We start from the raw sequence: 26594 nt of genomic DNA, 5'->3' as shown, positions 1-26594 counted from the left end.
AAAGAAGGGAGGGACCAATGAGTGAAGCGTGGCTTAATCATGAAAGTTTCAAGGCGAAAAGCCGTGATTTTGACAAAAGACGGCAGCTTTGAGCAGGTGAGGTTGAAAAAAGGTGAACAGCCTGAGGTTGGACAGGAATATATCTGTCCAGCTGATGAAGTGAAGACTGCCCTACGACCGAATCGTGTCTTTTTGCCCTCTTTTTCACTTGCGTTAGTTGCTATTATTGTATTTGTATTATTCGCAGGGGGCTTGCCATTCGGACATCAGAAGGCTTCTGCCGCAGCCTATGTCAGCTTTGACATCAACCCAAGTATTGAAGTAGCTGTCGACGAAGACATGAACATCGTCAAAGTCCGTGCCTTGAATGAAGATGCCAAGAAACTTCTTGAAGGGACAGACGGGTATGAAGACGCGTCCTTATTATACTTTTCACAAGATTTATTCGGGTTGCTGCAAGAATACGGATACTTTGATAAGTTTGATGATTTATTGATCGCTTCTTCCTATAAGGAATCATCGGTTTCACCAGAGTTGCGTAAACGCCTCCAAGGTGAAATTGAACAATTCAAGTCGTTTGAGCACATCCAAAACACCAATATCGTGATTTCGATTATGGAAGCGACTCCAGACTCCAGGAAGAAAGCGAATGAACTCGGGTTATCCATGGGTAAATTTCTAGTCTACCAAGATGCTGCTGAAAACAATGATTCATTAGAATTGGAAGACCTACGAAATTTTTCAATAAAAGAAGTTCGAAATCTTTCAGCTGAAATTTCATCACAAGATCCGGATACTAAAGAATCTGCATTACCAAAAGTAAACATCGATGATTCCCAGGATGAAACGTCACAGCCTCCACAAACGCAAAAGGAGGATGTGAAAGAGCCTTCGATGCCGAAGCTGAAGGATCAAGCAGATACGACTCCGAAAAAAGAAACATCCGAAATCTCTCCACCTAAGAAAGAAGAGACTGAAGACGATCGAGAGCAAGAGGATCAGGAGGAAGGCGGAGAGGATCATGACGAATCAGAGGATCAAGAAGAGCGTCATGAGGATGAAGACGATGCTGAGGAACAAAATGAAAAAGAAGATGATGATGAACAAAAGCGGAATGTAAGTTCGAAAAAACCGAACGCTGCAGCTCAAAAAAAGGATGACCATGAAGATTTGCAGGTGAAAATCAAAATTCACATCAAGGATCTTTCAGATTTAAAAGATGGATTAGATGATGAGAACGGAAAACACCTGCGAATTTATATCACAGATATCGACAAAGCAAAGTGAATCAGCTAGCTGAAGTCATGGCGAGTGTCATGACATGTTCGTGTGCGCTTACATATAGCTCAGTAGCATAAGGCTGTTGTGGGTGCTCGGTTTTGTTGCAGGAGTCTCACGTTTAAAGAACCGTCAATAAATAGGAAGAGGGTGATTGGATATCACCCTCTTTTTTGCATTTTCCTATCGAATTATAGACGAGAAACTGTCGAACGTTTCTTACAGGACATGGTTACTTCCCCCTCGAAGAATACATGTGAAAGTGAGGGAGAGCTCATGGGAATCCATCATGTTATCGATTTGTTTTCTTCGAGGTTTGAAAAGCAGTCCCATCTATCACCTTTTTTCAGAATACAGGATTACGTTGTCGCGTTGACAACGGACGAGGAAACCATCGCCATTCGTCTTCGGAGGCGTTCATGCCAAGTCATTGATGAACGAGCAGACGTTTTTGGAGCTGTTGAAATCTTTGGATGCACTGAATCTTTCGAGTCCTTGATTCTCGGTAGATCAAAAATGTCCGACCTTATTCTTCAAGGGAAACTGAAAGTGAATGCTTCTTATCGGCTGATTCTGAAGTTAGAGTCAATATTCTATTTATCCAGCCAGCAGTCGAGAGACGCCATATAAAATGTCCTGGAACTTATCTTTATCTGTGTAGCGTGCTTTCATCTGATGATCAGCATCCAACAATATCGTGGTCGGTACAGAGTGACAATCAAATTGATCATAAACCTCTGTGCCATTGTCAATCAAAACTGGGAGCGTGATTCCATTCTTCTGAATGAACGCATCTCTCTGCTCATCGCTACCTTCCCGCCCCGTTACATGAATGGTCAAGATTACAATTTCATCTGTTCTCATCGATTTATAGAATTGTTCCAATAACGGTAATTCACGCATACAATCAGGGCACCAGGATACCCAAAATTGAATGATGACAGGTTTACCTTCAAAGTCGGACAATGAGACGATCTCGTCAGTTTTGAGATTTCTCAAGCTGAATCCCATGCTTTTTGTCACGTTGCCACATCTCCTTTATGCCATCATGTATGATTACATGATTATTGTTTCCATTTTTCTTGATATCTTCATAATGAACGTAACATAACTTCCTATAAAAACTGTAATAAAAAAGGATTGACACTAAAAAAACAACCATGCTACAATGCATTCATGCTTAAATAAGCTAAAGGATTAAAGAGACCAACCCAAATAAATAAAATCTTATCAAGAGTGGCGGAGGGACTGGCCCGATGAAGCCCGGCAACCATCAAACCGATTTTGGTTTTGAGAAGGTGCCAATTCCTGCAAAGTACAATGCTTTGGAAGATGAGATGGAGAGATGACCTTAACCTTTCTACTCATTTTCAGAGTGGAAAGGTTTTTTGCATGTATACGAATGGAATTTTGCACAAGATAAGGGGAAGAAGGAGTTGTAAACGACCTCATGATTACGCTTAAAGACATAAAGAAAGTCTTCCAAACCAAAGATGGTGCTGTGAATGCTGTCGATGGCGTAAACCTCACCATTGAAAAAGGGGAGATTTTCGGGATTATCGGATATAGTGGTGCTGGGAAAAGTACGCTGATTCGTATGCTGAATATGCTTGAAAGACCGACTGAGGGCTCAGTCGATATGAACGGGCAGACGTTAACCAATTTAAGCAGCAAAGAGCTTCGTACAGCCCGTCAACGCATCGGGATGATTTTTCAGCATTTCAACCTGTTATGGAGCCGTACTGTTCATGAAAACATTGCGTTCCCATTAGAAATAGCTGGAGTCGAAAAAGAAGAACGCGAGAAGCTAGTGAATGAGTTGATTGACCTGGTGGGTCTGAATGGCCGCGGTGAATCCTACCCCTCTCAGCTGAGTGGGGGCCAAAAGCAACGTGTTGGAATCGCTCGTGCGCTTGCAAACAATCCGGATGTTCTTCTGTGTGATGAAGCAACATCAGCCCTCGATCCGAAAACAACGGATTCGATATTGAATTTACTCGTTGATATCAATCAAAAGCTCGGATTGACAATTGTCCTTATCACACATGAGATGCATGTTATCCGTAAAATCTGTAATCAGGTTGCTGTGATGGAAGATGGGAAGGTCGTTGAACAAGGACCTGTTCTGGACGTATTCCGGAACCCTGAGCAATCCATTACGAAGAATTTCGTCAAACAGGTCACTGAACCTGAAGAAACAGATGAGACGATTCAGCATCTTATTGATAAAGGAGACCAACATAGGGTGGTCAAGCTTACTTTTGTTGGCGGGAAAGCTGAACAACCGCTCATCAGCGACCTGATCCGTAAATTTCAAATTAATATCAACATCCTTCAAGGGAAAATCTCTCATACGAGAGAAGGGGCATACGGAACACTGTTCATCCAAATGGAGGGTGAACCAACTGAACTTGAAAACGCAATAAGCTACATCAGACAGCAAGATGTGGAAGTCGAGGTGATGATCCATGACAACTCTATTTCCTAATGTCGATTGGGAGGATATGTGGGAAGCGACTTTAGAGACGATTTATATGACGGTCATTTCCGTCAGTGCAACATTCATACTTGGAATCATTTTGGGACTGTTGCTCTTCCTTACAGAGAAAGGAAGTCTATGGCAAAATAAACCGATTCAAACAGTGGTTGCTGCAGTCGTAAATATTTTCAGGTCTATTCCATTTATAATCTTAATTATTCTTCTTGTGCCCTTTACCACATGGCTAGTCGGTTCAATGCTTGGTGCGAATGCAGCTCTACCTGCACTGATTATCGGCGCGGCACCTTTCTATGCAAGAATGGTCGAAATTGCTCTGCGTGAAATTGATAAGGGTGTCATTGAAGCTGCTAAATCTATGGGCGCAACCGATATGCAAATCATCTATAAGGTTTTACTGCCTGAATCTTTACCCGCGTTAATATCTGGAATTACGGTAACGGCAATTGCCTTGATTTCTTATACAGCAATGGCTGGCGTGGTCGGAGCAGGTGGTCTTGGAACACTTGCCTTCCTTGATGGTTTCCAACGGAACCAGAACGACGTAACATTAATCGCTACAATTATCATTTTGATCATCGTGTTTATCATCCAATGGATTGGTGACTTTTTGACACAGCGTACAGATAAAAGATAACTGGAGGGAAACAACATGAAGAAACTTATTTCCATTTTGACAACCGTATTTATTTTGTCCGTCCTAGCAGCTTGTGGTGGAGGCAATGGTGATAAAGAGGAACTTGTCGTAGGTGCATCCAATGTTCCTCATGCCGAAATTCTTGAAGAAGCGCAACCGTTGTTGGAAGAGAAAGGCGTTAAACTTAAAATCGAAACGTTCCAGGACTTCGTCGTTCCGAATAAAGCACTAGCGAACAAAGAACTGGATGCGAATTATTTCCAGCACGTCCCGTATATGGAACAACAAATGAAGGAAAATGAAAGCTACGATTTCGTAAATGCAGGTGGCATTCACATTGAGCCAATCGGTGTTTACTCGAAAGAATACAAAAGTCTAGAAGAACTCCCTCAGAAAGCAGAAATCATCATGAGTAATGCGGTAGCTGACCATGGTCGCATGCTTAGCATGCTTGAAAGCCAAGGCTTGATCACCCTGAAAGAAGGCGTGAAGAAGTCGGAAGCAACGATCAAGGATATCGCTGAGAATCCGAAGGAGCTTAAATTCACCGCTGAAGTAGACGCAGGACTACTGCCGAAGATCTATAATAATGGGGAAGGAGATGCCGTCCTGATCAACACGAACTATGCGATTGACGCTGGATTGAATCCAAAGGAAGATGCCATCGCCCTTGAAGGATCAGACTCCCCATATGTGAACATTATCGCGGTTAACAAAGGCGATGAAGAGGATGAAAGAGTCAAAAAGCTTGTAGAAGTGCTGCGATCTAAAGAAATTCAAGACTTCATCAAAAAAGAATATAAAGGTGCCGTTGTACCGGTCAGTGAATAATATATAAGAAGGAGTACCGATTTATCGGTGCTCTTTTTTATATAATGGTTTAAGCAAAATTTTCCCGGGATACATTTTCTAAGAAGAATCATACTAACTATGATGAATAATCGACATGTTAGGAGTGATTTAAATGAATCAAAATGAATCTCATCAGCATCCCGGGACACCAACTGAAGCTGCGTTAATGGATTATAAACACGGTCTTGGCGTATTCACTGAAAAAATGCCCGATATTGCACGTAAATACAATGCATTTACAGAATCATGCTTCAAAGCTGGAAAGCTGACGAAAAAAGAAAAGCAGCTGATCGCTCTAGGTATCAGCATCTATTCTCAAGATGAATACTGCATCATCTACCATACAAAAGGATGCCTTGATCAAGGATGTACAGAAGAAGAAATCCTTGAATCTGTCGGTGTTTGTGCTGCCTTTGGAGGCGGGGCAGCAATGAGTCAATCAGTGACGCTTGTCCAAGAAGCGATTTCCGATTTAAGTCAGATGAAACATTAATCCGTCGATATAGATAGAATAGCAAGAAAATGGGATGTATTCGGGGGATATATAATAACCGTCCCCCTAATATGGTCCGGCGGGGTGTGAGAGAGTCACACCCTTAATTATCAACATATATGGAATTTGGTGTTTTAACAATCAACTGGTAGGGTATTAACTGTAGTGAATAAAAATTATGAAATCTTGAAAGGATTGATTCATTATCCATCACATTGACACAAACCATACAGGTGAAATGGAGAAAGCCATGCACCAATCACACGGTATAGGTTATGCGCAATACGAACGTAGCCTGGAGAAACGTATGGAAATTGAACGTAAAAGAGATCGTGAGTATAAGCAAAGCTTGCAAATGCTCAACGAATTTACGGGAAAAGTCAATAAGTCATAATTCACAACTACAGCATAGAAAAACTGGAAATTGAGCTAATATATTTTGGACCTTATCGCACAATAGATAAGGTCCTTTTATTTTGAAGGAGGGAGTTTCTGGATCCTATTAATGCAAGACTGTACATAAAGCAAGTGTTGAAGATCAAAACGAAGCTGAAAAGTCGCAGAAAAGATCTTCATAAGAGCGATGAAGATCAAAACTGGGTGAGAAAGCGGGGAAAAAGATCTTCATAAGAGAGATGAAGATCAAAACTAGGGTGAAAAGCAGAGGAAAAGATCTTCATAAGGGTGATGAAGATCAAAACAGGGCGAAAAGAAGCAGAAAAGATCTTCATAAGGGCGATGAAGAACAAATCAGACTAAGCGAGCAGCGGAAATGTCCTTCATCCAGGGAATGAAGGACAAAACGACCCAAGAAAACAGCGGAAATGTCCTTCATCCAAGGAATGAAGGACAAAACGACCCCAGAAAACAGCAGAGATGTCCTTCATCCCACATTACTCTTCTCCCTTCTTAAAAGCCGTGTTAATAGGCTTGTCGCTTTCAATAAGTCGCATTCATTCTCAATTAGCGAGTTATTTATGCCCATATTTCCGAGTGTCTTGTTGAGAATTGATTTGATTTGTTTTAAAATTAGAATGATAATAAAGAAAAAGAATCAGGATTATTTCATTTTTGTGTTGTTTTTCGTTACAATGTTAAATGGAGTAAATTGATTTGAAATACGAAATTGGAGGGTTAAGTCATGACTGCACCAAACATTAAGATCGAAAATCTACATGTTTCCATTGAAGGAAAAGAAATTATCAAAGGTCTTGACCTTGAAATAAACGGTGGAGAAATCCACGCAGTAATGGGACCAAACGGAACAGGTAAATCTACACTTGCTTCTGCATTGATGGGCCACCCTAAGTACGAAATCACAGAAGGAAAAGTGACGTTCGACGGTGAGGATCTGCTTGAAATGGAAGTAGACGAGCGTGCGAAAGCGGGTCTATTCCTAGCAATGCAATATCCAAGTGAAATCAGCGGTGTAACGAACGCAGACTTCCTACGTTCTTCTATTAATGCACGCCGTGAAGAAGGAAATGAAATTTCACTAATGAAGTTCATCCGTAAAATGGACAGCAAGATGGAGCTTCTCGACATGGATGAATCATTCTCTCAACGTTACCTGAACGAAGGTTTCTCTGGCGGTGAGAAGAAGCGTAATGAAATTCTTCAATTGTTGATGCTTGAGCCGAAGATCGCAATTCTTGACGAGATCGACTCTGGTCTAGATATTGACGCATTGAAAGTCGTTTCCAAAGGTGTCAATGACATGCGCAGCCCTGATTTTGGTTGCTTGATCATCACGCACTATCAACGTCTATTGAACTACATCACACCAGATAAAGTACACGTTATGATGCAAGGTCGTATCGTGAAATCTGGCGGACCTGAGCTTGCTCAACGCCTAGAAGAAGAAGGTTACGACTGGATTAAAGAAGAACTCGGAATTGAAGACGAAACTGTGAGCGCAGAACAAGCATAGGCTTTGAAGGAGGATTTATATGTCAGTGGAAACGAACGAAACGAAGATTGCCTTCGATCAATCATACGTAAGTGACTTTTCGAAACAAAGAAATGAACCAGAATGGTTAACGGAACTTCGTCTTCGTGGATTGGAACTGGCTGAAAGCCTACCGATGCCGAAGCCGGAGAAAACGAAGATCGACAACTGGAACTTCACTCAATTTCAGCATGTTGTAAAAGCATCTAAAGTTGAAAAAGTGGATGACCTTCCTGAATATATTTTGAATTTGATCGGGAAAGAGGACCGTACAGATAACTTCATCGTACAACGTAACTCGACTCCTGCTTTCCAACAGCTTTCTCAAGATTTGAAAGATAAGGGTGTCATTTTCACAGATATCGCGACAGCTGTACAAGAGCATGGCGATCTTGTGAAGAAATTCTTCATGAATCAAGCTGTGAAAATCGATGAGCACCGTTTGACTGCACTACACGCTGCTCTATTGAATGGCGGAGTTTTCGTATACGTACCAAAAAACGTTGAAGTTGATGTACCACTTCAATCTGTTTTCGTACAGGAAGATGGAGAAGCATCTCTGTTCAACCACGTACTGGTTGTAGCAGAAGATAACAGTTCCGTTACGTATGTAGAAAACTACCTTTCTCATAGCGATGATCAAGCTTCAGTAGCAAACATCGTTGCAGAAGTTTACGCTGGCCCGAATGCACGCGTACAGTTCGGTGCTGTCGATAACTTCGCAAAAGGCATGACGACGTATGTGAACCGTCGTGGACATGTCGAGCGTGATGGAAAAATCGAATGGGCGCTCGGTCAGATGAACGATGGAAACACCATTTCAGATAACACGACAAACCTTGTTGGTGACGGATCTGCTGCTGATACGAAGACCGTTTCTGTCGGCCGTGGTGACCAGAAGCAGAACTTCGTCATCCGTGTAAACCAATGGGGTAAACAATCGGATGCGCAACTTCTTGCCCATGCGGTTATGAAGGAAAATGCAAGCTCCATCTTCAACGGTATTGCGAAAATTGAACACGGTGCAACAAAAGCGAACAGTGAACAAACTGAACGCGTATTGATGCTCAGTGACAAAGCGCGTGGAGATGCGAATCCAATCCTACTGATCGACGAAGACGATGTAACAGCTGGACACGCAGCTTCAGTCGGACGCATGGATCCAATCCAAATGTTCTACCTTATGAGTAGAGGGATCTCTAGACAAGAAGCAGAACGTCTAGTCATCCATGGATTCCTTGCACCAGTCGTAAACGAACTTCCAATCGAGGGTGTGAAGAAGATGTTGACAGAAGTGATCGAAGGGAAAGTCAACAAATGATTGCGAATGAGCTTCGCAAACAATTCCCAATCCTCAACCAAGAAGTGAATGGGAAACCGCTTGTCTATCTGGACAGTGCAGCAACTTCACAAAAGCCGATTTCGGTCATTGAAACCCTCGAGCACTATTACAGAAATGACAACTCTAACGTACACCGTGGTGTTCATACGTTAGGGACTCGTGCGACAGACAGTTATGAAGGCGCTCGTGAGAAAGTCCGACGGTTCATCAATGCTTCCTCTACGGAAGAAGTGATTTTTGTAAGAGGAACGACCACAGGGCTCAACACGATTGCTGGAAGTTATGGTCGTGCTAATGTCGGTGAGGGTGACGAAATCGTCATCACGCCGATGGAGCACCATAGTAACATCATTCCTTGGCAGCAGCTTGCAAAGGAAAAAGGTGCGACATTAAAGTACATTCCTCTTCAAGAGGATGGAACAATTGATTTAAAAGATGTTGAAAACACAATTACAGAACATACTAAAATTGTATCGATCATGCACGTATCAAATGTTCTAGGTACGATTAATCCAATCAAAGAGATCACAGAAATCGCTCACCGCAACGGTGCTGTCATGGTTGTTGACGGAGCACAGGCTGCTCCTCATATGGCTGTGGATGTACGTGAACTTGATTGTGATTTCTACGTCTTTTCTGCTCATAAAATGTGCGGACCGACTGGAATCGGTGCACTTTATGGCAAAAAGAAGCTTCTTGAAAAAATGGAACCAGTCGAATTCGGCGGTGAGATGATTGACTTCGTCGGCTTGTATGAATCGACGTGGAAGGACCTTCCTTGGAAGTTTGAAGGAGGTACGCCTATCATTGCAGGTGCAATCGGCATGGGTGCTGCCATCGATTTCTTGGAACAGGTTGGCCGCACTGAAATCGAGAAGATGGAGCATGAACTGGTCACCTATGCGATGGAACGTATGTCAGCTGTTGAAGGCTTGAAAATATACGGGCCGAAGAATCGTGCAGGGCTGGTTACATTCAACATTGATGATGTCCATCCACACGATGTTGCGACCGTACTTGATGCGGAAGGGATTGCCGTACGTGCAGGACATCACTGTGCCCAACCATTAATGAAATGGCTTGATGTTACAGCGACTGCTAGAGCTAGCTTTTATCTTTATAATACGAAAGAAGATGTAGACGCTCTGGTCGATGGACTAAAGACAACAAAGGAGTATTTTGGTCATGTCTTCTAATCTAGATCAGCTATATCGTCAGGTCATCATGGACCATTATAAGAACCCTCGTAACCGAGGGGAGCTTGAAGATGATGGCGCTCTGACGTTCAACTTGAACAACCCGACATGTGGAGACCGGATCCAAGTATCCATGCAAGTGGAGGACGGAAAAATCAAGGATGCGAAGTTTGAAGGGGAAGGCTGTTCCATCAGCCTCGCTTCTGCATCGATGATGACAGAAACCATCAAAGGACTTCCGGTTGACGAAGCACTTGAAATTTCAAAAATCTTCTCTGAGATGATGCTCGGAAACGATTATGATGAAGGCGACTTGGATCTTGGCGATCTGGAAGCTCTTCAAGGCGTATCGAAATTCCCTGCACGTATCAAATGTGCAACTCTTGCATGGAAGGCACTGGAGAAGAGTGTTGAACAGAAAGAGAACGAAGAGGAATAAGGAACTCTGGTTGTTATTTGTTCCTATGCCCCTTACAATAGAGGTATAGACACAACGTACACAACTGGCTCTGGATGTATGTATCCTTTAAGGAGGGATTGAACGATGGCTAAGAAAATGCCAGAGATCGGCGAATATAAATATGGTTTTAAAGACAAAGACGTTTCGATCTTTAGATCCAAGCGCGGATTGACGGAAGAAATCGTTCGTGAAATTTCACGTATGAAAGACGAGCCACAATGGATGCTCGATTTCCGTTTGAAATCACTTGAACAGTTCTATAAAATGCCAATGCCTCAATGGGGCGGAGACTTGAAAGAATTGAACTTCGATGACATCACTTACTATGTAAAACCGTCTGAGAAGTCTGAGCGCTCATGGGATGAGGTACCTGAAGAAATCAAGCGTACGTTTGATAAGCTCGGTATCCCTGAAGCAGAGCAGAAATATCTTGCTGGTGTATCCGCTCAGTATGAATCTGAGGTCGTATACCACAACATGCAAGAAGACCTTGAAAACATGGGAATCATCTTTAAAGATACGGATACAGCTCTTAAAGAGAACGAAGATCTTTTCAGAGAGCATTTCGGTAAAACGATTCCTCCATCTGATAACAAGTTCTCAGCATTGAACTCTGCAGTATGGTCTGGTGGATCCTTCATTTACGTACCTAAAGGTGTAAAATGTGAGACACCACTTCAAGCGTACTTCCGAATCAACTCTGAAAACATGGGTCAATTCGAGCGTACATTGATCATTGCAGACGAAGATTCATCTGTACACTATGTTGAAGGTTGTACGGCACCGGTTTATACAACGAACTCACTTCACAGTGCAGTCGTTGAGATTGTTGTTAAGAAAAACGCATATTGCCGTTACACAACGATCCAAAACTGGGCAAACAACGTATTCAACCTTGTTACAAAGCGTGCTGTAGCTGAAGAGAACGCAACGATGGAATGGATCGATGGTAACATTGGTTCCAAGCTGACAATGAAATACCCTGCAGTCATCTTGAAAGGTGAAGGTGCACGTGGTCTGACGTTGTCCATCGCACTCGCTGGTAAAGGTCAACACCAGGATGCTGGTGCGAAAATGATTCACTTGGCTCCGAATACGTCATCCACGATCGTATCGAAGTCCATTTCCAAAGGCGGCGGTAAAGTAACATACCGCGGTATCGTACACTTCGGACGCAAAGCACAAGGTGCTCGCTCGAACGTTGAGTGTGATACGCTGATCATGGATAACGAGTCGACTTCTGACACGATTCCATACAATGAGATCCTGAACGAAAACATTTCCCTTGAGCACGAGGCGAAGGTTTCGAAGGTATCGGAAGAGCAGCTCTTCTATCTCATGAGCCGTGGAATTTCTGAAGAAGAAGCAACAGAAATGATCGTAATGGGCTTCATCGAGCCATTCACAAAAGAACTTCCAATGGAATACGCAGTCGAAATGAACCGACTGATCAAGTTCGAAATGGAAGGCTCAATCGGATAACAATGTTGATAAGCCCTGGCATGGATAATGCCAGGGTTTTTTTATATGTAAGAGGAGGAGAGTTTACATTAGGTCCCCTAAATTGAGAAAAAAGTATAATGGAGGACGTTAAAGAGGTTCTAACGTCCTCGAAATTGAGAAAAGCGGAAAATGATGGATCTTAAAGAGGCTTTAACGTCCCCAAAATTTAGAAAAAAGTTAAATGAGGGACGAATATATTTTTTGTGGAAATTCTACTTAGAAAAATCACACATAACCACCTCTGTTCATAAAATAAATGTACTACTGAAACAAGCTAATTTAACGCTATAATTTTACGAGAAAAAATCCTTTACAACGTTATCGAAACGTAGTAAGATTCTAATTAAATCAAATTCAAATGAATAATGAAAACTTCTTATCCAGAGAGGCGGAGGGACTGGCCCTTTGATGCCCGGCAACCATCGAATCAATCTTGTGATTGAGGAGAACGGTGCCAATTCCTGTAGGATAGTCAACTATCCTAGAAGATGAGAGGATCGTTTATGATACTAACGAACCCTTTTCTTACTGGATAAGAAAAGGGTTCTTATTTTGGGTACGAACCAATAAACTCTCGATAGAAGTTTCGTTATTTTGAAAGGAAAGATGAGTAATGGCAACAGCGCTATTTGGTGCAGGATGCTTTTGGGGAGTGGAAGCATTTTTTGAACAAATTGAAGGAGTGATCTCTACGCGAGTAGGGTATTCTGGCGGACTTGTAGAAAACCCGACTTATGAACAAGTAAAAGCTGGAGGCACGGGACATGCGGAAGTGATTAAGATCGAATTCGCCCCTAACATCATCACCTATCGAGAATTACTGAACAAACTGTTTGAGATCCATGACCCTACAACTGTGAATCGTCAAGGGATCGATATTGGCCATCAATATCGTTCGGTGATCTTTTACACGGATGAAGCTCAGAAATGCGAAGCGGAAGCGAAAATCAAATCGCTGGTCGAAGCAGAAGTTTACAAGCTTCCGATCGTGACAGAAGTAAATCCAGCTTCTAATTTCTATGAAGCAGAGGAATATCATCAGAAGTATTTTCAAAAGAATGGTTCTGCCGCTTGTGGAATCTAATGAATTTTATAAATGACCCTTACGCAGAGGTTCAGCTGGCCGAATCGTGTATATAGTAAATATGAACACGAAGGGCTAGGGAAAGTATGTTACGTATTCAATACCTGATTCTTGCAACAGGAATCGTCATCTTGATATCCCTAAGCATGGCTGCGTTCGGTAACTTAGGGTGAGAAAGAGCTCTTAATCAATAAGAGCTCTTTTTATATTGCTATTGAAAGACCCTCTTACCATTCAAATACTTGCACTTTTTGTGTGGACAACTCAAAATAAAAGTAACGAATTAAAATATGAGAGGTACGTGTGTATGATTGAGATCGGAGTGACGGGTTGGGGCGATCACGACTCGCTATACCCACCTGATATCAGAGCGACAGATAAACTGAAAACATATAGCAGCTTCTTTCCGACTGTAGAGGTCGATTCGTCCTTTTATGCTATTCAACCGGTTAAGAATTATCAGAAGTGGGTGAAGGATACTCCTGAGCGTTTTTCTTTTGTTGTGAAGGCGTATCAAGGAATGACAGGGCATACGAGAGGGGACATTCCGTTTGAGAGGCCTGAAGAAATGTTCGAGCTTTTCAAAACGTCTATTAAACCTCTTCAGGATGCTGGGAAACTGAAGATGGTGCTGTTCCAATATCCTCCCTGGTTTGACTGCAACCGTGAAAATGTTGAACATTTAAGGGACGCCAAGGAAAAGATGGGCGATATTCCAGTTGCCTTGGAATTCCGTCATCAGTCCTGGTTCCACCCATCCTTCAAAGATCGGACACTTGAATTCATGAAGGAAGAGGGCTGGATCCATAGTATTTGTGATGAACCACAAGCTGGTACAGGGTCTGTTCCAACAGTACTTGAACCTACTCACCCGGAAAAAACATTGATCCGATTCCATGGTCGAAATGTGCACGGCTGGCAAAAGAAAGGCAGAAACAACCAGGATTGGCGAGATGTTCGATATCTTTATCGTTATTCTGAAGATGAACTCATAGAATGGAAGGAAAAGCTTCTCAACCTCCATAAACCGGGGCATGATTTAACGGTCCTTTTCAACAATAATTCAGGTGGAGATGCAGCTGACAATGCAAAACAGATGATTGAGCTATTAGGCATTGATTATGAAGGACTTGCTCCGAGACAGCTTGATCTCTTCTAAATGAGTCTTACATCTTTACGTCAAAAATACTTTAAAGAACCATCAAAGGAGATGATACATTGAGCAACGTAAAGCTCCATCTGTATCATACAAATGACTTACATAGCCACCTCGAACAGTGGCCGAAAATCATGAGCTTTCTGAAGGAACGGCAACAGATCCATAATCAAAACGGTGAGCATGTCATCCGATTTGATATTGGAGATCATGCGGATCGCGTCCATCCTTTGACAGAAGGGACGGAAGGCCAGGGGAATGTTCAGCTCATGAATGAGGCCGGATTTTTGAACGCAACGATCGGAAATAATGAAGGAATCACTTTTTCAAAAGCTCAGCTGGATGCTCTATATAAGGATGCAAATTTCCAAGTGGTGCTCGGGAATCTGAAGGATAAATTCGGTGAACGTCCGCACTGGGCTAAGCCATATGACATTCATACGCTACCAAACGGTTTGAAAATAGGAGTCATTGCTGCAACGGCTCCTTTCAAGGCTTATTATGAACTGTTGGATTGGGACGTTCTTGATCCTTACGATACGATTAAAGAGTTTGCGGAAATAATCCGGGATCAGGTTGATATCCTTATTCTCTTGTCTCACCTCGGTCTTGAAGCGGACAAACAGCTTGCTGAAGAGGTGGATGAGCTGGATATCATCCTCGGTTCACATACGCATCATGTCTTACCCGATGGGATCCGATCATCGAAAGGCATCACGATCGGGCAAGCCGGAAAATTTGGTTTTTACGTCGGACATATGGAAATTGATTGGAAGGAGGATGAAAAGAAAATCCACCATGTGAATGCGAAAGTAATCGACATCCGGAATCAGATACCTGATGAAGAAAGCGAACGGCACCTCCATCAATTAAAGGAAGCTGCTCGACATCAGTTACAAGAAGTCGTAACCGTTCTTGAAGAGCCCCTCGACTTAGAGTGGTTTAAGAAATCCTCATTTACATCCTTACTTTCGGAAGCAATTCGGGAATGGTGTAACACCGAAATAGGTATGATTAATGCCGGCCTCCTCTTAGAGCCTTTAAACGCTGGACCAGTGACGAAGGGAGATCTTCATCGCGTATGTCCTCACCCAATAAATCCTTGTAAGCTCCTTTTAAAAGGAGAGTACTTGAAAGAAATGATCCATCAAGCGATGACGAAGGAGCTTGTCAATCTTGAGATTAAAGGGCTTGGGTTCCGTGGAAAGGTCATCGGCCAGATGATTTTCGATGGTGTGGAAACCGAAGGGCGCTTGCTGGAAGACGGCGAATACCATGTGCGAAGGATTTTCATAAACGGGGAGCCGCTTGAGCAAGAGCGGATTTATACGGTCGGTACCGTAGACATGTTCACGTTCGGCCGCCTGTTGCCATCCGTCGCATATGCGGAAAAGAAAGAATATTTTCTACCTGAAATGATCCGGGACGTTCTTGCATGGAAGCTAAAAACCCTTGAAAGATAGGCAAAGCGCCAACACGCTTTTTTCTGCTATAACATATTCATAGTAGAGTAAAGGAGCGTGAAGAAGATGATTACGGTGACACCTATCGAAATCGATGGGCATTTATTTACCGGGGTGACCGTGGCTTTACCGAAGACGAATTTCATGTCAATCAGTAATGATAAAGGGTATATCATGTGCGGAGCGCTTGATGTAGCTCTTTTGAATGAAAAATTGGCAGAGCGTAAAATAATCGCTGGCCGAGCAGTAGGCGTCCGTACGCTTGATCAATTATTAGAAGCCCCTCTGGAATCCGTTACACTGGAGGCAGAAGCGATCGGAATCACGAAAGGGACGACAGGACGGGAAGCTCTTCTCAAAATGGCTCAATGAGAATGGTTGCCTGTAAAATAAATAGCGATACAACCCCCATTCATTGCATACATATAGCAATAGATAGGGGGTATTTTAATGTGGCGGATACGAAGACGTCCCCGAGGGAGAGGACCGCTTCCTTTTCAATATGTATTCATCATTTCTTTCATTATTTTCATACTCCTCACGGCTCAAGCATTGTGGCTTGTCGATCGTGGAATCCAACCAGCTCTTATGAAAATTGCTGAAACAGAAACCGAGGACATTGCTCAGCTTGCTATCCAAAGTGCCATCAAGAACAGGATCGTTGATTCAGGGAAAACGAAAGGGCTCGTCGTCATCAGATATGATCGCGATCAACGGGTAGCTTCAGTGAGTACGGACCCAAAGGTCGTCAACGAAATCCAGTCCTTGGCTACAGCAAATGTCCAATCCTTACTTGAGCAGATTGAAAACGGAAAAAAACCGGATTTTGCTAATTTTGCTGGTGTTGAAGTAGAGCGGGAAAACGAACATCAAAATGGAATCATAACGAAGATTCCATTGGGGCGGGCTACGAACAATTCCTTGCTTGCGAACTTAGGACCTAATATACCGGTTCGTTTCAGGGTAATTGGAAGTGTACAGACGGATTATATTGAAGCCACAGAAGAAGCCGGTATTAATAATGTAAAGTTAAAAGGATGGATTGAAGTCGTCGTCAAGGTCCGGGTCATCGTTCCATTCGAGACCCAAGAGAAGATCATTAAGACGAACATCCTGGTCATGTCTGAATTCATACCGTTGGATGTACCGTACTATTATCACCACGGAACCGGAACCGGTGCTCAGCCAGTTGTTCCAATCACACCGAATGTGGGGGATGATAAGAAAGATAGCGATCAACCGTGATCCTGAAAACAGAATGGCTTGTATTATTATAGAGGTTTTAGTATAATAGTACTTGGCGCAAACAAAATAATAAACCTTATCATCCGATGAGGTAGTGGAGCAAGGAACAAGAGTAGCCTGATGGGAGTATGACATCAATGATCATCAGCGAAAGGGTTCATTGCCGAAGCCAGGGAAGACCGTCAAATCAATCCTGGTTGGGGCTGTACTGAATAAGTACTGCACTGTCACTGTTCGGGAAAGTTTGAATAGTGGAGAACTACGTGATCGATGGGGGATAACCGTTACAAAGGTAACGATAGGTTATTTTCTATCTATCGTTGCCTTTTTTTTATTGTATTGGGGGTACTCAGAAGAGACCACTCTTCTGTTTTAAAAAAGGAGGAGTTAGTGACAATGGAGAACACAATTTATTCATTAATACCGCCGCTCTTGGCCTTGCTGATGGTGGCATTGACAAGGAGGGTGTTACTGTCACTCGGTACGGGTATCGTGGTAGGAGCGCTCATGCTTCATGATTTCAATGTTCCGGCAAGTGGTATGAAAATCTTTGAAATCGTCCGTGGCATATTTGTGGTTCAAAACGATGCCGGTGGATGGGAAGTCAATACATGGAACGTCTTCATTCTATTGTTCTTATTGATTTTAGGAATCATGACGTCACTCATCGCCATTGCGGGAGGAAGCCGCGCATTCGGAGAATGGGCAATCAAGAAGGTGAAAACCCGCGTCGGCGCTCAAATATTGACGATCGTACTTGGTATCATCATCTTTATCGACGATTATTTCAATTCACTTGCGGTCGGGAATGTCAGCCGTCCGTTGACAGATCGCCATAAAATTTCACGTGCGAAGCTTGCATACTATATCGATTCTACAGCTGCACCTGTTTGTGTCATTTCCCCTGTTTCCAGCTGGGGTGCTTACATCATCGGATTGATCGGGACCATTCTTGTCACACATGAAGTGACCAATATCGGAGCATTAGAAGCGTTCGTTACAATGATCCCAATGAATATTTATGCATTAGCTGCCTTGCTGCTCGTGTTTGCAACAGCTCTTTTCAATATTAATCTCTTTTCCATGAAGACACATGAAGAACGTGCTGTGAACAAAGGACAAGTCTTAAACCCGGACAACAAAGCGGTTCCAGGAGAACAGTCCGATCTTCCTGAAAGTGATAAAGGGAAAGTTGGCGACTTGATCTGGCCGATTGTCGCGTTGATCATCGGGACTGTTGCCGCGATGCTTTATACGGGTGCACAAGCAACAGAAGGGGAAGTTACGATTCTCTCGATGTTCGAGAATACAGATGTAGCGAAATCACTTGTCTACGGTGGACTAGTCGGACTTGCTGTCATCGTCATCTTATTCTTAACGAAGGGTCTCCCGTCTAAACACTTTGGAACAGGAATTTGGAAAGGAATCGAGTCCATGCTTCCGGCCATTTATATTCTGCTCTTTGCATGGGTGATTGTGGCTATTATTGATGAGATCGGAACAGGGAAATACCTTGCCGGAATCGTAGACGGAAACATCAATCTTGCGTATCTGCCTGTATTGCTGTTCTTGATTTCAGGAATCATGGCATTTGCGACAGGAACCTCTTGGGGAACCTTTGGTGTCATGCTTCCGATTGCAGGAGAAATCGCTGCTGCAACGGATATCACGTATCTGTTGCCGGTATTAGCTGCAGTGTTGGCTGGGTCCGTCTTTGGTGACCATTGCTCACCGATTTCCGATACAACGATTCTTTCGTCCACCGGTGCGGGGAGCAATCATATCGACCATGTGATGACGCAATTACCGTATGCGATTCTAGCTGCTATTGTCAGCTCGATCGGATTTATCATTCTTGGCTTTACACAAAGCATTACGATTTCACTCCTAATCTCCATAGTTCTGATGGTGGGAGTGGCCTTTGTACTAAGGAACATGGGCGCTGTGAAAGTAGATACCATTTCAGAGTAAATTCAGATTTGAATGAAAAGGAAAGCTTGAGGATTGTCATTGTACAATTCCTCAGGCTTTTTTGTTTTTTAAAAGTGCTTAGCGGGATCTACATTTGGATAAACTGTTACATAACTGTAAAAGAGTGTAGTCATATCATACTAATACTGGAAAAAATTAATGTAGATAGATATCACTAATTTTTTTGAAAATTCTTTGACACGTCCAAATTGACTCGCTATACTTATAGACGAAATAGTCAGAAAAGACAAAAGGTTTTTATTATGACTTATGTCACAAAATCAAATAGAATGGAGGAGCTAACATGGAGAACAACAGAGCACAATGGGGCACAAGAGCAGGCTTCATTCTAGCAGCTGTTGGATCTGCAATCGGTCTAGGAAATATTTGGCGTTTTCCTTATATCGCATATGCAGATGGTGGTGGGGCTTTTTTCTTACCGTATTTGATTGCCCTGCTGACAGCTGGTATTCCAATCTTGATCTTAGAATTCACAATGGGTCATCGCTACAGAGGATCTTCACCACTTACTTTCAGAAGAATCAACAAGAAAGCTGAATGGCTAGGATGGTGGCAAGTTCTCATATCATTCGTTATTTCGACGTATTATGCCGTTATTATCGCTTGGGCATTAGCTTACGCATTCTTCTCCTTTAAGTTATCTTGGGGAGATGACACGGAAGGATTCTTACTTCAGAATTACCTTGGGGCGCTAGACGTGGATCCTGGTACTTTAGGTGGAATCGTTCCTGATGTTTTCATTCCGTTGTTAATCGTATGGGTGATTACGCTTGGCGTTTTATTTAAAGGTGTTAAGAAGGGAATTGAAGTTGCGAACAAAATTTTCATCCCGGCACTTATCGTACTTTTCTTGATGATTGTCATTCGCGCATTGACGCTGGATGGTGCAAGCATCGGATTAGACGCATTATTCAAACCGGACTGGAGTCGTATCGGTGACTCTAAGGTGTGGATTGATGCATACGGACAAATCTTCTTCAGTTTGTCGATTGCATTTGCCATCATGATTACGTACTCAAGTTATCTACCGAAAAAATCGGATATTACGAACAATGCCTTTATCACTGGTTTCAGTAATTCCAGTTTTGAATTACTCGCAGGTATCGGGGTATTCAGTGCGTTAGGTTTCATGGCTAAAGCATCTGGAGTAGATATCAGCGAGGTTGCGACAGATGGTGTAGGACTTGCTTTCGCAGTCTTCCCTGCAATCATCAACCAAATGCCGGCTTTCAATGAATTATTCGGTTTCTTGTTCTTTACATCACTTGTGTTGGCCGGTCTATCCTCATTGATTTCAATCAGTGAGACGTATATTGCCGGATTCCAGGACAAGTTCAACATTTCCCGTACAAAAGCGGTTGCGATCGGTGGAGGTCTTTCTGCATTGATCTCCATCCTATATGCGACTAAGGGAGGACTATGGCTGCTTGATGTTGTCGACCATTTCGTCCTTTCCATGGGTGTCGGATTATCCGGACTTGTAGAAGTTATCCTTATCGCTTGGGTATTCCGTAAGGTGAAATACCTGCAAGGATATGCGAATGAGCTTTCTGACATTCGTCTTGGTAGCTGGTGGGTCATCTGTCTGACAATCATCACACCATTACTTCTCGGTTTCATGATGATCAAGAATGTGTATACCGATATTGTAAGTCCGTATGGAGATGGCACTTACCCGCTCTCATTCCTTGTGACATACGGCTGGGTAGCACTTGGATTGACACTTGTAGCTGGATTCTTATTTGCGGCACGTCGATGGAACATCGATGTCGATGCCGAGGACAAGGAGGTAGGCTAATATGTCAGGATCAGCAATTGTCATGTTCGTGATTGGGGCAGTAGTGATCTGGGGTGGACTAGCCCTCAGTATCGGAAATGCAATCAGAGTTTCAAGACAGAATAAATAATGGAAAAAAGATGTACTGCGTTTTCGCGGTACATCTTTTTATATTGGCTTACTTTTTACGGTTATTCGTACGTTCTTGTCTTTCCCATGCTCTTAAATAAGGGTAGGGATCAAATGACCATTCACTGTAACCATTATCCCGGTACATACCGTAATGTAAATGGGGAGGGAACTTACCTTGTGTCCCCGGTGGTCCGTACCCGGAGCTGCCTACATAACCTATCGTTTGTCCCGGCTTTACAACGGATCCTTTTTCGATCCCTTTTTCAAACCCGTTCAAGTGAGCATAGTAGTGGTAAACGTTATTCAAATCCCGGATACCAACACGCCAGCCGCCAAAACGGTTCCAGCCTTTCATTTCAACAACTCCGTATGTTGTCGCTCGTACAGGCACGCTGTAATTAGCAAAAATATCCGTGCCCTCATGGATTCTCAACCCACCGAAACCACGTCGATCTCCCCATGTACTTCTGTAGCTATAATTGGAACGGATAGGAACAGGAAAGGCACGATCATGCAAACTCAACGTTTGATACTCGTTATACACTTTTGCAATTCCCATGATGATGTCGACGGTCTTATCCCGTTGGTAATAATCCCATAAACCGATTTTGACATTTTCTTCATCAAAACCATAGGACTGTAAGTAATGGGCGAACGTGTATAAGATATCTTCGTCATTGTTCCGGTCTGCAATACCATCGTTATTTCCATCAAGGCCAACACCACCGAAAAGCGAAATGGTATTTGCGTTTTTATCATCCAGATTCGGGTTCAAAGGTCCGACCCATTGTAGCGGGGAGTAATAAATGCCAATCAGTCCTTCTTCCTCTGGCCGATCCTTTTGTGCTCGACGTATTGACCGTTCGTATTGATCGATTGCAGCAAGATAATACCATGGAATGGAAGTCAGTGCCTCCATCTTATGGTATAGGGCGTACCTTGCGACATCTTCTTTCTGGTAAGTCGTTTTTGCGAACGATACTTCTGCTACGAAGAAGCTAAATCCTATTATGAAAATGATGATCCATACAAGTTTTTTCATACAGGGAGTCCAGTCCTTTCCTGTATTTTTACGTGTAAAGAAAGTGTTTGATTCCTTTCTTCCACCACTCTTACATACGAGAAGCTTTTTTCTTGATCATAATGTTAGTTTGTATTGAAAGAGGTAATTAATGACTATCAAATGTTGGAAAAGGTACTTGCAGTGCGGATAATGGAACTTGAACGCAGGATATGATACAGTAGTAAAGGATTGGATTAATGGGGTCGGAGTACATTGAACCCAGTACCGAATTTCTAAAAACGAATCCAACATTGGAGTGAGTAAGATGGCGAAAAAAGAAGAACACATTCGTAAGCCCGAGTGGCTCAAAATCAAATTAAATACAAATGATAACTATACAGGCCTTAAGAAGATGATGCGTGAGAATAACCTACATACAGTATGTGAAGAGGCACGTTGCCCGAACATTCACGAGTGCTGGGCTGAGCGTAAAACTGCTACATTCATGATTTTGGGAGATGTTTGTACGCGTGCTTGCCGTTTTTGCGCAGTCAAAACAGGTTTGCCGAATGAGCTTGACCTGAAAGAGCCTGAACGTGTAGCGGAATCTGTCCGTCTAATGGGTCTTAAGCATGCGGTTATTACAGCTGTTGCTCGTGATGATCTGAAGGACGGTGGATCAGGTGTTTATGCAGAGACCGTCCGCGCGGTTCGTCGTGCTAACCCGTTCTGTACAGTTGAAGTGTTACCTTCTGATATGATGGGGAATTATGAAAACTTGAAGACGTTGATGGATGCGCGTCCGGACATCCTGAATCATAACATTGAAACAGTTGAGCGATTGACACCAAGGGTTCGTGCTCGTGCGACCTATGAACGCTCATTGGAATTCCTTCGCCGTGCAAAAGAAATGCAGCCGGATATTCCTACGAAATCAAGTATCATGATTGGTCTAGGTGAAACGAAGGAAGAAATCATCCAAACAATGGATGACCTACGTGAAAACAATGTAGATATCATTACGATTGGACAGTATCTACAACCAACGAAAAAGCACTTGAAGGTCAAAAAGTACTATCACCCTGACGAATTTGCTGAGTTGAGAGAGATTGCAATGTCCAAAGGATTCAGCCACTGTGAAGCTGGTCCATTGGTACGTTCTTCCTACCATGCCGATGAACAGGTAAATGCGGCATCTGCTCAACGTCAGAAAGGTGCTCAATAAAAATAACAAGGGGCTGACTCAACAGGATGTTCATTCATCCTATTGATCAGCCCCTTTTCTTTGATAGGAGGACAGAATGAGTTTTTCTGTCCTTCATTTTTGGTCTTTCTGGGAATGGGGGACAGAATTAGCGTCTTTCTATCCTTCATTTTCGTCGTTCTTCAAAATGGAGGACAGAATCAGCGTTTTTCTGTCCTCCATTTTAACCTTTATCGAAAATGGCGGACAGAATCACCATCTTTCCCTTATTTCATCTTCCCGTTAAGGTCTTTGTCCAACATTTCATCGTCCATTTCGCCTGCTTCGCCTTCATAGCCGCTCATTCGTTTTCCTTGTGGAGACTTTTTCATCTCTTTTACAAGGGCGTCGATACTCGCTTTTACATGAAGGGTGGACTCATCAAGATTTTTGTACCGCTCTAAATCTTCAAATAATGTGATATCATCAGAAACATAGACATGGAACCAGCGGGGAACGACAGACAGTGCGGTTTTCTTGACCATGTCCGCTGTTTTGTTGCGGTCTTCGGTTTTAGCGTCGTAAACGATAAGTACTTTGTCACTTGTTACAAGTGTAGCTGCATCCTTTACTTCCCGGAATTGCATAATCATTCGTGAAATGATGTTGGAAAGCTGTTTTTTATCAATTTGTGGGGAAATGGTCATTGGGCGTCGGTCATCGCTAGGACTTTGAATACGAGTGTATCCATAGTCATTTATGGCATCTTCAGGTGTCTTTCCAGGAGTACCAGCACGATCTCGTGCATCCACTGTTGGATTCACCCCATTTCCATTTGCACCATCATAATCTCCCTTATCCATACCACATGCAGGGAGGAAGAAGAGAGCAGAAGTCAGTCCAGCAATTATGAATTTTTTCAAGTTACATTCACCTCCTAGATATAGATTTTGCTGGAATAGATATGGTTATACAGATAGAACTTGCGCATACGGACCGAAAACATGATAAAATGGTTATGGGAAATGGAGTGATGAAATTGGTTTGCGTCGTAAATGGGAACCATTATGAAGTCATTGAAAACTATCGTGACGGTTGGAATGAGGAAGAATTTACATCTCGGTACAGTGAAATTTTACATAAATACGATTACATTGTAGGCGATTGGGGCTACAATCAATTGCGCCTGCGTGGATTTTTTGAAGATAAGAGTGATAAAGCCAATTTTGAGACGAAGATCAGTTCCGCCCCTGAGTACTTACTTGAATTCTGTAATTTCGGCTGCCCATATTTCATTGTTAAAAAGGTGAAAAGCAAATCATCGAATAACAATTCAAATGGTCACAACAATCAATCAAATAAGAAGCAAAAGCAAACGAATAAATCAGAAAAAGGGAGCTGACATTGTCAGTCCCTTTTTTTTATGAAAGCCCATAAGGTGGTTCTTCATTTCGGTTTGGATCATCATGGGTAGGATGAGCTCCTGGGAATTGTCGTGGGATGTTTTGATGTAAGGACTTGTTTTCGTAGTTGAAGGCACTGTAATAGCGCTGATCCTCATCAAATGGTGTGGTCTTCCCAAGGGCTGTGTTCACAGGAGAACCATATGGTCCTTCAGGTAAGTCTTCGGGTAAGACGTAACGGTGCATCGTCTCAACGTTCGAGAAGTCCGTGTATTGTTCGGTTTCTTTTCGATACCCTTTCCTTCTAGCCAAAGGACACCACTCCTTCTAGGCATTTGGATGACATAAAAGCCATCCAACCTTAGCTTGCCCAGTAGAAGTGGTGCCTACAGTAGTAAAAGCTTACAATTTGTTGTGAGGCTTTGTTAATTTTCTCTAAAAGGCTGCTCGCTTTCCGCAGGCGAACCGCAAGCCTCCTCGTTCGCAAGCATGGTCACCACAAGTCGTTGTGGATTTAAGTCGAAGCTCCTTAATTGCTCACTGTGGGGTCTTGCCTGGCTCGATTTTCCCGCTGGAGTCTCGCACCTTTACGCTTCAATCAACAAAGCTAGATCACAATGTTTTCAACAAAGCCATCAAGAAAGTACGTCTTCTTCTAAGAACTCGCGTAATTCTTGGGCATCTTCTTCATTCAAGCTGAAGGCATGCTCAAGGTATCCGGGCTCTTCCAAATCATCCCGTCCGATAATTGCAAATCGTCCGCCTTGAATGTCCAAAACAAGCGATTTCCCATAGTGGCGGTCTGTTTTCGTAATAGCAAGATCGAACCGCTGATTATCGCCCATGAAGCTTACAAAGCGTGTTTTCGTCTCTTCTACATCATCATAAAGAAAAAAGCGTTCAGTCATATGTTACACTCCTATTCCATTACCAGATTCGGCTTGTGGTCTAAATGGTGCTGCGCTTTAATTGAACGGATCGTTTTCGTTTTCGCTCTCATCACGATCGAATCCGTTTCGACCTGATCGCCAGAAAGGAAACGAACCCCTTCCAAAAGTTCACCTGTACTTACTCCGGTTGCTGCGAAAATGGCATCGTCACCTCGTACAAGATCATCTAGGAACAACAACTGAGTCGGATCTTCAAGGCCCATCCTGATGCATCGTTCTCGTTCCTCATCGTTGTGTGGAACGAGTCTTGCTTGCATTTCCCCACCAAGGGACTTGATGGCCGCGGCAGAAATAACACCTTCAGGTGCTCCACCTGTACCGATGAAGAGATCAATTCCAGTATTCGGCATAGCAGCTGCAATGGCAGCTCCCACATCTCCATCACCGAATAATTTCACACGTGCGCCTTTTTTCCGGATTCGATCCACGAGCTCATCATGTCTCGGACGTTCTTGGATAATTACTGTCAAATCATGCATGCGTTTATTATTCGCTTCAGCGATGATATCCATCGTCTTTTCGATAGGATCCAGCAAGCTGATCTTCCCAGCAGCCGCATTTCCTGCTACGAGCTTTTCCATATACATATCAGGGGCATGCAATAAACTGCCTCGGTCAGCGATGGCTATGACAGCCATTGCATTGGGATGTCCCTTGGCGACGATGTTCGTGCCTTCCAGAGGATCAACAGCGATATCGACTTCAGGTCCATGACCGGTACCGACTTCTTCGCCAATATATAACATAGGGGCTTCATCCAGCTCTCCTTCCCCGATGACAACAGTTCCTTTCAAGTTGACAGAATCGAACATCGCTCTCATTGCTGTGGTCGCAGCATGGTCTGCTTCATTTTTCAAACCTCGTCCCATCCATTGGGCCGAAGCAAGAGCGGCAGCTTCAGTAACCCTTACAATTTCTAATGCTAATTCACGATCCATCTTCTTCCCCCTTAGTGTGAAAAATATAAAAATGTTCTATACTAAATCGCGTGATAAATCCT

Annotated in this window: 28 protein-coding genes and 3 riboswitches; of the genes, 22 read left to right on the top strand and 6 right to left on the bottom strand. The window is 43.1% G+C overall.

Annotated elements, in window-relative coordinates:
- Positions 1-21: 21 nt before the first annotated feature.
- Both V1497_RS15410 and V1497_RS15405 read left to right on the top strand, forming a co-directional pair.
- Positions 22-1287: an anti-sigma factor domain-containing protein gene (locus V1497_RS15410; RefSeq protein ID WP_349408403.1), complete on the top strand. Its 1266-nt coding sequence runs from the start codon at positions 22-24 to the stop codon at positions 1285-1287.
- 267 nt (positions 1288-1554) lie between these two features.
- Positions 1555-1908, top strand: a complete 354-nt coding sequence (locus tag V1497_RS15405) for a hypothetical protein (protein WP_349408402.1) — start codon at positions 1555-1557, stop codon at positions 1906-1908.
- Here the strand turns inward: V1497_RS15405 and V1497_RS15400 are convergent.
- On the bottom strand, positions 1876-2301 hold the full coding sequence (locus V1497_RS15400) for a TlpA disulfide reductase family protein (RefSeq protein ID WP_349408401.1): 426 nt from the start codon (positions 2299-2301) through the stop codon (positions 1876-1878). The genes V1497_RS15405 and V1497_RS15400 overlap by 33 nt on opposite strands.
- A 201-nt stretch (positions 2302-2502) precedes the next feature.
- Positions 2503-2617, top strand: a riboswitch (SAM riboswitch).
- Positions 2618-2728: 111 nt separating this feature from the next.
- On the opposite strand from V1497_RS15400, the gene V1497_RS15395 reads away from it, so the two are divergent.
- From V1497_RS15395 to V1497_RS15310, 18 genes are all read left to right on the top strand, one after another.
- Positions 2729-3766: a methionine ABC transporter ATP-binding protein gene (locus tag V1497_RS15395; protein WP_349408400.1), complete on the top strand. Its 1038-nt coding sequence runs from the start codon at positions 2729-2731 to the stop codon at positions 3764-3766.
- Positions 3747-4412, top strand: a complete 666-nt coding sequence (locus tag V1497_RS15390; protein WP_349408399.1) for a methionine ABC transporter permease — start codon at positions 3747-3749, stop codon at positions 4410-4412. Before V1497_RS15395 ends, V1497_RS15390 begins: the two co-directional genes overlap by 20 nt.
- Positions 4413-4427: 15 nt before the next feature.
- On the top strand, positions 4428-5243 hold the full coding sequence (locus V1497_RS15385) for a MetQ/NlpA family ABC transporter substrate-binding protein (protein WP_349408398.1): 816 nt from the start codon (positions 4428-4430) through the stop codon (positions 5241-5243).
- 133 nt (positions 5244-5376) lie between these two features.
- Entirely contained in the window at positions 5377-5757 is a 381-nt protein-coding gene (locus V1497_RS15380; RefSeq protein ID WP_349408397.1) for a carboxymuconolactone decarboxylase family protein, read from the top strand.
- Positions 5758-6007: 250 nt separating this feature from the next.
- A complete protein-coding gene (locus V1497_RS15375) occupies positions 6008-6151 on the top strand; it encodes a hypothetical protein (RefSeq protein ID WP_349408396.1) in 144 nt (47 codons plus the stop codon).
- A 747-nt stretch (positions 6152-6898) separates the two neighbouring features.
- Positions 6899-7687, top strand: a complete 789-nt coding sequence (gene sufC / locus V1497_RS15370; RefSeq protein WP_349408395.1) for a Fe-S cluster assembly ATPase SufC — start codon at positions 6899-6901, stop codon at positions 7685-7687.
- Positions 7688-7706: 19 nt separating this feature from the next.
- Complete coding sequence (gene sufD, locus V1497_RS15365) at positions 7707-9026, top strand: Fe-S cluster assembly protein SufD (protein WP_349408394.1); 1320 nt, start codon at positions 7707-7709, stop codon at positions 9024-9026.
- The gene (locus tag V1497_RS15360) at positions 9023-10243 is read left to right on the top strand and encodes a cysteine desulfurase (protein WP_349408393.1); all 1221 of its coding nucleotides are present in this window, start codon (positions 9023-9025) and stop codon (positions 10241-10243) included. The genes sufD and V1497_RS15360 overlap by 4 nt, the downstream gene beginning before the upstream one ends.
- The gene (sufU, locus tag V1497_RS15355) at positions 10233-10682 is read left to right on the top strand and encodes a Fe-S cluster assembly sulfur transfer protein SufU (RefSeq protein ID WP_226547077.1); all 450 of its coding nucleotides are present in this window, start codon (positions 10233-10235) and stop codon (positions 10680-10682) included. The genes V1497_RS15360 and sufU overlap by 11 nt, the downstream gene beginning before the upstream one ends.
- Before the next feature lie 105 nt (positions 10683-10787).
- A complete protein-coding gene (gene sufB / locus V1497_RS15350) occupies positions 10788-12185 on the top strand; it encodes a Fe-S cluster assembly protein SufB (protein WP_349408392.1) in 1398 nt (465 codons plus the stop codon).
- Between the two features lie 394 nt (positions 12186-12579).
- Positions 12580-12701: riboswitch (SAM riboswitch) on the top strand.
- Between the two features lie 118 nt (positions 12702-12819).
- The gene (gene msrA / locus V1497_RS15345) at positions 12820-13290 is read left to right on the top strand and encodes a peptide-methionine (S)-S-oxide reductase MsrA (protein WP_349408391.1); all 471 of its coding nucleotides are present in this window, start codon (positions 12820-12822) and stop codon (positions 13288-13290) included.
- 307 nt (positions 13291-13597) lie between these two features.
- On the top strand, positions 13598-14449 hold the full coding sequence (locus V1497_RS15340; protein ID WP_349408390.1) for a DUF72 domain-containing protein: 852 nt from the start codon (positions 13598-13600) through the stop codon (positions 14447-14449).
- A gap of 59 nt (positions 14450-14508) precedes the next feature.
- Complete coding sequence (locus V1497_RS15335; RefSeq protein ID WP_349408389.1) at positions 14509-15909, top strand: bifunctional UDP-sugar hydrolase/5'-nucleotidase; 1401 nt, start codon at positions 14509-14511, stop codon at positions 15907-15909.
- Between the two features lie 66 nt (positions 15910-15975).
- On the top strand, positions 15976-16281 hold the full coding sequence (locus V1497_RS15330; RefSeq protein WP_349408388.1) for a YunC family protein: 306 nt from the start codon (positions 15976-15978) through the stop codon (positions 16279-16281).
- A gap of 78 nt (positions 16282-16359) precedes the next feature.
- Positions 16360-17154 (top strand): sporulation protein YunB, encoded by a 795-nt coding sequence (gene yunB, locus V1497_RS15325; RefSeq protein WP_349408387.1) that lies wholly within the window; start codon positions 16360-16362, stop codon positions 17152-17154.
- An 84-nt stretch (positions 17155-17238) separates the two neighbouring features.
- Positions 17239-17424: riboswitch (Lysine riboswitch) on the top strand.
- A gap of 126 nt (positions 17425-17550) precedes the next feature.
- Entirely contained in the window at positions 17551-19125 is a 1575-nt protein-coding gene (locus V1497_RS15320; protein WP_349408386.1) for a Na+/H+ antiporter NhaC family protein, read from the top strand.
- Positions 19126-19429: 304 nt separating this feature from the next.
- On the top strand, positions 19430-20944 hold the full coding sequence (locus V1497_RS15315) for a sodium-dependent transporter (RefSeq protein WP_349408385.1): 1515 nt from the start codon (positions 19430-19432) through the stop codon (positions 20942-20944).
- A 1-nt stretch (position 20945) separates the two neighbouring features.
- The gene (locus V1497_RS15310) at positions 20946-21053 is read left to right on the top strand and encodes a methionine/alanine import family NSS transporter small subunit (RefSeq protein WP_349408384.1); all 108 of its coding nucleotides are present in this window, start codon (positions 20946-20948) and stop codon (positions 21051-21053) included.
- 48 nt (positions 21054-21101) lie between these two features.
- Here the strand turns inward: V1497_RS15310 and V1497_RS15305 are convergent, their stop codons facing one another.
- Positions 21102-22097, bottom strand: a complete 996-nt coding sequence (locus V1497_RS15305) for a M23 family metallopeptidase (protein WP_349408383.1) — start codon at positions 22095-22097, stop codon at positions 21102-21104.
- Positions 22098-22383: 286 nt separating this feature from the next.
- Between V1497_RS15305 and lipA the strand changes: the two genes are divergently transcribed.
- Positions 22384-23283, top strand: coding sequence for a lipoyl synthase (gene lipA / locus V1497_RS15300; protein ID WP_349408382.1), 900 nt, complete (start codon positions 22384-22386; stop codon positions 23281-23283).
- Positions 23284-23528: 245 nt separating this feature from the next.
- Here lipA and V1497_RS15295 read toward each other — a convergent pair whose 3' ends face one another.
- A complete protein-coding gene (locus V1497_RS15295; protein ID WP_349408381.1) occupies positions 23529-24164 on the bottom strand; it encodes a YhcN/YlaJ family sporulation lipoprotein in 636 nt (211 codons plus the stop codon).
- 110 nt (positions 24165-24274) lie between these two features.
- Here V1497_RS15295 and V1497_RS15290 point away from each other — a divergent pair, with 110 nt between their 5' ends.
- Positions 24275-24643 carry a YutD family protein gene (locus tag V1497_RS15290; RefSeq protein ID WP_349408380.1) on the top strand — a complete coding sequence of 123 codons (369 nt, stop codon included), beginning with the start codon at positions 24275-24277 and terminating at the stop codon, positions 24641-24643.
- 19 nt (positions 24644-24662) lie between these two features.
- Here V1497_RS15290 and V1497_RS15285 read toward each other — a convergent pair whose 3' ends face one another.
- The 3 genes from V1497_RS15285 to glpX all read right to left on the bottom strand — a co-directional run bounded on the left by V1497_RS15285 (position 24663) and on the right by glpX (position 26532).
- Positions 24663-24890 carry a hypothetical protein gene (locus V1497_RS15285; protein WP_349410849.1) on the bottom strand — a complete coding sequence of 76 codons (228 nt, stop codon included), beginning with the start codon at positions 24888-24890 and terminating at the stop codon, positions 24663-24665.
- 389 nt (positions 24891-25279) lie between these two features.
- Positions 25280-25552 (bottom strand): DUF3055 domain-containing protein, encoded by a 273-nt coding sequence (locus V1497_RS15280; RefSeq protein ID WP_349408379.1) that lies wholly within the window; start codon positions 25550-25552, stop codon positions 25280-25282.
- Between the two features lie 11 nt (positions 25553-25563).
- Complete coding sequence (gene glpX, locus V1497_RS15275; RefSeq protein WP_349408378.1) at positions 25564-26532, bottom strand: class II fructose-bisphosphatase; 969 nt, start codon at positions 26530-26532, stop codon at positions 25564-25566.
- Between the last annotated feature and the right edge of the window lie 62 nt (positions 26533-26594).

The organism is Pseudalkalibacillus sp. SCS-8, assembly GCF_040126055.1.
In the GTDB taxonomy this organism is placed as follows: Bacteria; Bacillota; Bacilli; order Bacillales; family Fictibacillaceae; genus Pseudalkalibacillus; species Pseudalkalibacillus nanhaiensis.
Note: the sequence above shows the minus strand (reverse complement) of the source record. Positions and strands in the feature narration are given on the sequence as shown.

Bases quoted from the DNA above. Each gene is read 5' to 3' on its own strand.
- V1497_RS15405 (WP_349408402.1), top strand. From the start codon at position 1,555: ATGGGAATCCATCATGTTATCGATTTGTTTTCTTCGAGGTTTGAAAAG.
- V1497_RS15395 (WP_349408400.1), top strand. From the start codon at position 2,729: ATGATTACGCTTAAAGACATAAAGAAAGTCTTCCAAACCAAAGATGGT.
- V1497_RS15390 (WP_349408399.1), top strand. From the start codon at position 3,747: ATGACAACTCTATTTCCTAATGTCGATTGGGAGGATATGTGGGAAGCG.
- V1497_RS15385 (WP_349408398.1), top strand. From the start codon at position 4,428: ATGAAGAAACTTATTTCCATTTTGACAACCGTATTTATTTTGTCCGTC.
- V1497_RS15380 (WP_349408397.1), top strand. From the start codon at position 5,377: ATGAATCAAAATGAATCTCATCAGCATCCCGGGACACCAACTGAAGCT.
- V1497_RS15375 (WP_349408396.1), top strand. From the start codon at position 6,008: ATGCACCAATCACACGGTATAGGTTATGCGCAATACGAACGTAGCCTG.
- sufC (WP_349408395.1), top strand. From the start codon at position 6,899: ATGACTGCACCAAACATTAAGATCGAAAATCTACATGTTTCCATTGAA.
- sufD (WP_349408394.1), top strand. From the start codon at position 7,707: ATGTCAGTGGAAACGAACGAAACGAAGATTGCCTTCGATCAATCATAC.
- V1497_RS15360 (WP_349408393.1), top strand. From the start codon at position 9,023: ATGATTGCGAATGAGCTTCGCAAACAATTCCCAATCCTCAACCAAGAA.
- sufU (WP_226547077.1), top strand. From the start codon at position 10,233: ATGTCTTCTAATCTAGATCAGCTATATCGTCAGGTCATCATGGACCAT.
- sufB (WP_349408392.1), top strand. From the start codon at position 10,788: ATGGCTAAGAAAATGCCAGAGATCGGCGAATATAAATATGGTTTTAAA.
- msrA (WP_349408391.1), top strand. From the start codon at position 12,820: ATGGCAACAGCGCTATTTGGTGCAGGATGCTTTTGGGGAGTGGAAGCA.
- V1497_RS15340 (WP_349408390.1), top strand. From the start codon at position 13,598: ATGATTGAGATCGGAGTGACGGGTTGGGGCGATCACGACTCGCTATAC.
- V1497_RS15330 (WP_349408388.1), top strand. From the start codon at position 15,976: ATGATTACGGTGACACCTATCGAAATCGATGGGCATTTATTTACCGGG.
- yunB (WP_349408387.1), top strand. From the start codon at position 16,360: ATGTGGCGGATACGAAGACGTCCCCGAGGGAGAGGACCGCTTCCTTTT.
- V1497_RS15320 (WP_349408386.1), top strand. From the start codon at position 17,551: ATGGAGAACACAATTTATTCATTAATACCGCCGCTCTTGGCCTTGCTG.
- V1497_RS15315 (WP_349408385.1), top strand. From the start codon at position 19,430: ATGGAGAACAACAGAGCACAATGGGGCACAAGAGCAGGCTTCATTCTA.
- V1497_RS15310 (WP_349408384.1), top strand. From the start codon at position 20,946: ATGTCAGGATCAGCAATTGTCATGTTCGTGATTGGGGCAGTAGTGATC.
- V1497_RS15305 (WP_349408383.1), bottom strand. From the start codon at position 22,097: ATGAAAAAACTTGTATGGATCATCATTTTCATAATAGGATTTAGCTTC.
- lipA (WP_349408382.1), top strand. From the start codon at position 22,384: ATGGCGAAAAAAGAAGAACACATTCGTAAGCCCGAGTGGCTCAAAATC.
- V1497_RS15290 (WP_349408380.1), top strand. From the start codon at position 24,275: ATGAAATTGGTTTGCGTCGTAAATGGGAACCATTATGAAGTCATTGAA.
- V1497_RS15285 (WP_349410849.1), bottom strand. From the start codon at position 24,890: ATGCACCGTTACGTCTTACCCGAAGACTTACCTGAAGGACCATATGGT.
- V1497_RS15280 (WP_349408379.1), bottom strand. From the start codon at position 25,552: ATGACTGAACGCTTTTTTCTTTATGATGATGTAGAAGAGACGAAAACA.
- glpX (WP_349408378.1), bottom strand. From the start codon at position 26,532: ATGGATCGTGAATTAGCATTAGAAATTGTAAGGGTTACTGAAGCTGCC.